This window comes from Secundilactobacillus silagincola (assembly GCF_002583405.1).
Lineage (GTDB): Bacteria > Bacillota > Bacilli > Lactobacillales > Lactobacillaceae > Secundilactobacillus > Secundilactobacillus silagincola.
In genome coordinates, this window is sequence record NZ_BCMJ01000006.1 from 134483 (window position 1) to 140573 (window position 6091).

The following is a 6091-nucleotide window of genomic DNA, read 5'->3' on the forward strand; positions in this document are numbered from 1 at the left end:
ACTTGCAAACCTTAACTAAAACGGGACTTGCGATCCTGATTATCCTCGCAATACCGTTGTCTTTAGGCTTGATGCTTCACAATTGGTCCGTAGTCGGTGAGCCGTTACACTTAGGTTTCATAGATTCTGGCACCATGCAGTCGATTAGTCAGAATTACCTGTTCTGGGGTGGCCTAGTTCTAGCCGTAATTTTGGTTGCACTCCTCTTCGTCATTATCGCTTGGCCGAAAACCTTTCAGTTATACCGCACCCGTCATAATAACGGTCAGCTGCGCATAACTAAAAAGGCCATTGATAATTTCACCCTTTCCTCACTACGACATGAACCGTTTATTAGCGACCCAAAAGTTACCACTAAACTTTCGCAAAAACGGCTCAAAATCAAAATTCACGGTACGTTGCGGTCATCTCCCAACGCAACATTGCAATCTAAACAGTTTGCAGAAAAACTGGAACAGGATCTGAAACAACTGTTAGGCATTGACCATGACCGCAAAATCGATATCCATTTGACGGATTTCAAGCGGAACCGGCAGTCTAATCACCCCCGCGTTGTATGAAGGAGGCGTTGCCCGTGCCTGAGTTACTCAGAATTTACCGCTGGCCTATCATCGGTGGTACCACCGGTTTAGTGCTTGCGCTATTGCTACTCACGATTGGTTTTTGGAAGACACTGGTTCTGTTCATTTTAGTTGGACTCGGCATCGCCGCTGGACTTTACCTTTCACAAACTGGTCTGTTAGACGATTACTTTAATTAACCCCACGTTAAAGGAGGACATTTAATGCCAACCACAACACTTAACAAACCCGAAATGGAAAACACGAAGCCTGAAATCAAAGGCGAATTAACTTACGAAGACAAGGTATTGCAAAAAATTGTCGGTCTTTGTTTAGAGGATATCAAAGGCTTGCTTAGTGTCGATGGCGGCTTCTTCGCAAACGTTGCTGATAAGTTAGTCAATACGAATGATGTGACCTCGGGTGTCGATGTTGAAGTCGGGAAAAAGCAAGTCGCTGTTGATTTAAATATCGTGGCGGAATACGGCATCGATATTCCTAAGCTGTATGAACAAATCAAACGGAAAATTGTTGAAAACGTTGATGATATGACTGGCTTAGACGTGATTGAAGTTAACGTGACTGTTACCGATATCAAAACTCGGGCTGAACATGAACACGACTCCGTTTCTGTACAGGACAAAGTCGGTGAACTTGGTGGCAAAACAAAACACGCCGTTGGCAAAGGCGCTCAAAAAACAAAAGCGGCCGTTTCCACTGGAGTTGATAAGGTGACACCAGATGACGAGCCTGCAAGAGTTCACTAGATAGATTAAAAAGACAAGTTCACTGAAATGGACTTGTCTTTTTTGATGTCTTCTAATCAAAGCACTAAAGTGTAATCGTTTTCAAAATATGAATAATTATGCTACCATAAAGATGTTGTGAAACAACAATTTTAGGAGGCGTTTCAAATGACAGAACTTAACGGTAAAGTTGCTTTTGTTACTGGTGGCGGACAAGGTATTGGTAAAGCCATTGTTAAGCGATTATCTTCAGATGGATTCGCAGTGGCGGTTGCTGATTTAAATACTGACACCGCTAGTGAAGTTGCTAAAGAAATCAACGATGGCGGTGGCAAGTCTATTGCCGTCAAGGTTGACGTTAGTGACCGTGACAGCTTCTTCGCAGCAGTAAAGGAAGCAGCCGAAAAATTAGGTGGCTTCGATGTTTTGGTTAACAACGCAGGCCTTGGCCCAACTACACCGATCGATACGATTACGCCAGAACAGTTCGACAAAGTTTTCCACGTTAACGTTGCCGGTGATATTTGGGGTATTCAAGCTGCTCATGAACAATTTAAGAAGAGCGGCAAAGGTGGCAAGATCATCAATGCCACTTCTCAAGCCGGTGTTGTTGGTAACCCTAACCTATCACTTTACAGTGGGACTAAGTTCGCCGTTCGTGGTATCACCCAAGTTGCTGCCCGTGATTTAGCTGAGGAAAACATCACGGTTAACGCCTATGCACCAGGAATTGTTAAGACCCCAATGATGTTTGATATCGCTCACCAAGTTGGTCAAAACGCTGGCAAGGATGACGACTGGGGCATGCAGACCTTCGCCAAGGATATCGCTTTGAAACGCCTATCTGAACCAGAAGATGTTGCCAATGCGGTTGCTTTCTTAGCCGGTCCTGATTCCAACTATATTACTGGACAAACTATTGAAGTCGATGGTGGGATGCAGTTCCACTAAACCCGTAAATTTAATCTTATTTGTAAACTAAAAAGGAAGCACAATTTCATTTACGAAATTGTACTTCCTTTTAGTTTGTCACAAGTTAATTCTAATTGTGACGCTTCTTACGTTTCAAACCAAACAAACCTAATACACCCAACAGCATTGCCGAACCTAAAAGCGTGACAGCACTGTTTTGACGTTCATCAGTTTGTGGTAATTGATGAGCCGCACTCTGTTGCTTATTTGCCTTTGAAGTCAACTTATCAGCTGGCAACTGGTTGTTGTTAACGCTTGTTGGCTGAGCCGTACCGTACTGGGTCGTTTGACTTTGTACAGTTGTCTGTTGCCCACGAGCGCTGCCAGTTGCGCTGCCTTTTTGAGTTTGCTTCTGCGTGTAACCGGCTGTAGCATGAGCTTCACCATTGACCAGATGATCTGAAGGATCCGTTTCCTGCCCGTTCTTGTTGACATCTTCAGCAGCGTCCGTCTTGAGGTTATTTGCATCGGATGGATCGTTTTGCTGTGAATTGTTAGCGGTGACATTTATCGGATCACTTGGTTGAGTAGTGGTCTGAACAGCTTGACCGTTTTCAGGTTCACCATTAACCGTTTCCTGATTATCCACATAGGTTTGATGCCCAGTTGGATAAGTGCTGTTGTAACCATCTTGATAGCCTTGTGGCTGAGTAGCCAAATCAGCTGCTGGATCGCCAGCTAAGCCGTCATTGCTACCAGCTGTGGCACCTGCCGTTTTAGCGGTGTTGTAAAGTTGTTCGCCAACCTGATGACCCGCAACGTATCCAGCTTCATAACCGGCACTCTTGCCAGTAGTTACCGTTGTCTTATTGTTAGTCCCGTCGTTTTGACCCGCTGTTTGACCAGCTTGATAGTCGCTAACGTAAGACTGATGGCTTGCTGGATAAGAAGCGCTATAACCCGCTTGATAACCTTTAGGCTGACTGTTCAAATCAGCTGGTGATTTACCAGCTAAGCCATCGGCAGTACCAGCCGTAGCACCCGCCGTTTCGGCTTCGGTGTATTGCTGCCCACCAATTCTGTGACCAGCAGCGTAGCCATCTTGGTAACCAGCTTCCTTAGTCGCGTTAGACGTGTAAACACCAAAGGTCGCATCACTGATACCAAACGTGATACCAGTTTGATAGTTGCTAATGTACTTCGCATAACCTGCTGGATAAGAAGCGTTGTAACCATCTTGATAGCCTTTAGACTGTCCAGTCAAATCAACTGGTGTCTTACCGCTTAAACCATCAGCGGTACCGGCTTTGCTGCCAGCCGCTTTTTCAGCGTTGTAAGCTTTTTGACCAGCGGCATAACCGTCTTGATAACCAGTCGTGTAGCTTGCAGACTTGCCAGTTAAATCAGCTTTGGTTTTACCTGCTAAACCTGTTGCAACACCATCTGCGACACCAGTAACTTCATCGGTATCGTAACTGGTCTTACCAGCTTTATAGGCAGCTGTGTAACCGTCTTGGTAACCTTGTGGCTGCTTGCTCAGATCAACTGAAGTCTTACCAGCTAAACCGTCTGCAGTACCAGCTTTAGTACCAGCAGTTTTTTCAGCATTGTATGCCTTTTGGCCGGCCGTGTAGCCGTTGGTATAACCAGCAGTATAACCGGCAGACTTGCCTGTCAAATCAGTCTGAGTCTTACCAGCTAAACCAGTGGCAACACCATTAGCAACACCGGTAATTTCATCAGTATCATAACTTGCCTTGCCCGCTTTATAAGCGGCATTGTAGCCATCTTGGTAACCCTGTGACTGATTGGTGACGTCAACAGGCGTTTTACCACTTAAGCCATCGGCAGTACCAGCTTTAGCACCAGCGGCTTTTTCAGTACTGTAGGTCTTTTGACCCGTAGTATAGCCGTTTGTGTAGCCAGCTTTATAACCAGCGGACTTGCCTGTCAAATCGGCAGGGGTTGTCTTGCCAGCTAATCCATCGGAAGCACCTACAGCAGTTCCTGTGATTTCATCAGTGTCGTAACTGCCCTTAGCAGCTTTATAAGCGGCATTGTAGCCGTCTTGGTAGCCTTGTGGTTGCTTGCTTAAATCAGCTGATGGCTTACCAGCTAATCCATCTGAATTGCCAGCAGTGGTACCAGCTGTCTTAGCGGTGTTATAAAGCTGTTCACCAGTTTGATGACCATCTTGGTAACCGGCTTGATAACCGGCAGACTTGCCAGTATTATCAGTAGTCTTGTTGCTTGTACCATCGGTCTGACCAGCTTTTTGACCATCTTGATAGTCATTTTCGTAACTCTTCTTGCCCTTAGCATAAGCGTCAGTGTACCCATCTTGATAGCCTTTTGGTTCACTAGTAAGATCAGCAGGCACTTTGCCAGCTAATGCATCGGCACTTCCGGCTTTAGTACCAGCAGCATTTTCAGTATTATAAGCCGTTTGACCAGCTGAGTAACCACTCGTGTATCCTTTGGTATAACCTGTGGACTTGCCAGTTAAATCAGCTTTAGTCTTACCAGCTAAACCAGTGGCAGTACCATCAGCGGCACCGGTAGCTTCATCGGTATCGTAGCTGGCATGGGCTACTTTATAAGCGGCATTGTAGCCATCTTGGTAGCCTTGTGGTTGCTTGCTCAAATCAGCTGATGGCTTACCAGCTAATCCGTCTGAAGTACCAGCAGTGGTACCAGCAGTCTTAGCGGTGTTATAGATTTGTTCACCAGTTTGATGACCAGCGGTATAGCCATCTTGGTAACCAGCTGGTTGCTTAGTGTTATCGGTAGTCTTATTGGTCGTACCATCAGTCTGACCTGTGGCTTGACCGGCTTGATAATCTTTATCATAACTCGTCTTGCCCTTAGCATAAGCTGCAGTGTAACCGTCTTGATAACCCTTTGACTCACCAGTAAGATCAGCCGGAGCTTTACCAGCTAATCCATCGGCACTTCCGGCTTTAGTGCCAGCAGCATTTTCAGTGTTATAAGCCGTTTGACCGGCTGTGTATCCAGCTGAATAGCCTTTAGTATAACCGGCTGACTTACCAGTTAAATCGGCCTTAGTCTTACCGGCTAAACCAGTGGCAGTACCATCAGTGGCACCGGTAGTTTCATCAGTATCGTAGCTGGCATGAGCTACTTTATAAGCGGCATTGTAGCCGTCTTGGTAACCTTGTGGCTGCTTGCTTAAGTCGGCTGATGGCTTACCAGCTAATCCATCGGCACTACCATCAGTGGTACCAGCTGTCTTAGCGGTGTTATAAAGCTGTTCACCCGTTTGATGACCGGCTGTATAGCCGTCTTGGTAACCGGCAGACTTACTTGTGTCAGTCGTAGTCTGATTGTTTGTACCATCAGCCTGACCAGCCGCTTGACCGGTTTGATAATCGGTATCGTAACTTGTCTTGCCCTTGGCATAAGCTGCAGTGTAACCATCTTGATAACCCTTTGACTCACCGGCAAGATCAGCCGGAACTTTACCAGCTAATCCATCGGCACTACCGGCTTCAGTACCAGCAGTGTTTTCAGTGTTATACGCCGTTTGACCAGCTGCGTAACCACTCGTGTAGCCCTTGGTATAACCTGTGGACTTGCCAGTTAAATCAGCCCTAGTCTTACCAGCTAAACCAGTGGCAGTACCATCAGCGGCACCGGTAGTTTCATCAGTATCGTAGCTGGCATGAGCTACTTTATAAGCGGCGTTGTAGCCATCTTTGTAACCTTGACTAACTTTACTCAGATCGGCTGCTGGCTTACCAGCGGAACCATCTGCGGTCCCGGCATCTGACCCAGTCTTTTTATCATCCGTGTAGCTCTGCTGACCAGCCGCATAACCGGCACTGTAACCAGCGCTCGTTTTAGTCGGGTCTG

At 46.3% G+C, this 6091-nt stretch carries 5 protein-coding genes; 4 read left to right on the forward strand and 1 reads right to left on the reverse strand.

What is annotated here, in order from left to right; translation table 11 throughout:
* Positions 1-2 precede the first annotated feature (2 nt).
* From amaP to CES82_RS08600, 4 genes are all read left to right on the forward strand, one after another.
* Positions 3-560 carry an alkaline shock response membrane anchor protein AmaP gene (gene amaP / locus CES82_RS08585; protein WP_098825429.1) on the forward strand — a complete coding sequence of 186 codons (558 nt, stop codon included), beginning with the start codon at positions 3-5 and terminating at the stop codon, positions 558-560.
* A 14-nt stretch (positions 561-574) separates the two neighbouring features.
* Positions 575-760 carry a DUF2273 domain-containing protein gene (locus CES82_RS08590; protein WP_225364877.1) on the forward strand — a complete coding sequence of 62 codons (186 nt, stop codon included), beginning with the start codon at positions 575-577 and terminating at the stop codon, positions 758-760.
* A gap of 24 nt (positions 761-784) precedes the next feature.
* Complete coding sequence (locus CES82_RS08595; protein ID WP_098825432.1) at positions 785-1327, forward strand: Asp23/Gls24 family envelope stress response protein; 543 nt, start codon at positions 785-787, stop codon at positions 1325-1327.
* A 147-nt stretch (positions 1328-1474) separates the two neighbouring features.
* On the forward strand, positions 1475-2257 hold the full coding sequence (locus CES82_RS08600; RefSeq protein WP_098825434.1) for a (S)-acetoin forming diacetyl reductase: 783 nt from the start codon (positions 1475-1477) through the stop codon (positions 2255-2257).
* A gap of 91 nt (positions 2258-2348) precedes the next feature.
* Here CES82_RS08600 and CES82_RS08605 read toward each other — a convergent pair.
* Positions 2349-6091 (reverse strand): beta strand repeat-containing protein (locus CES82_RS08605; RefSeq protein ID WP_143466300.1); only part of this gene is annotated, 3743 nt, incomplete at its 5' end.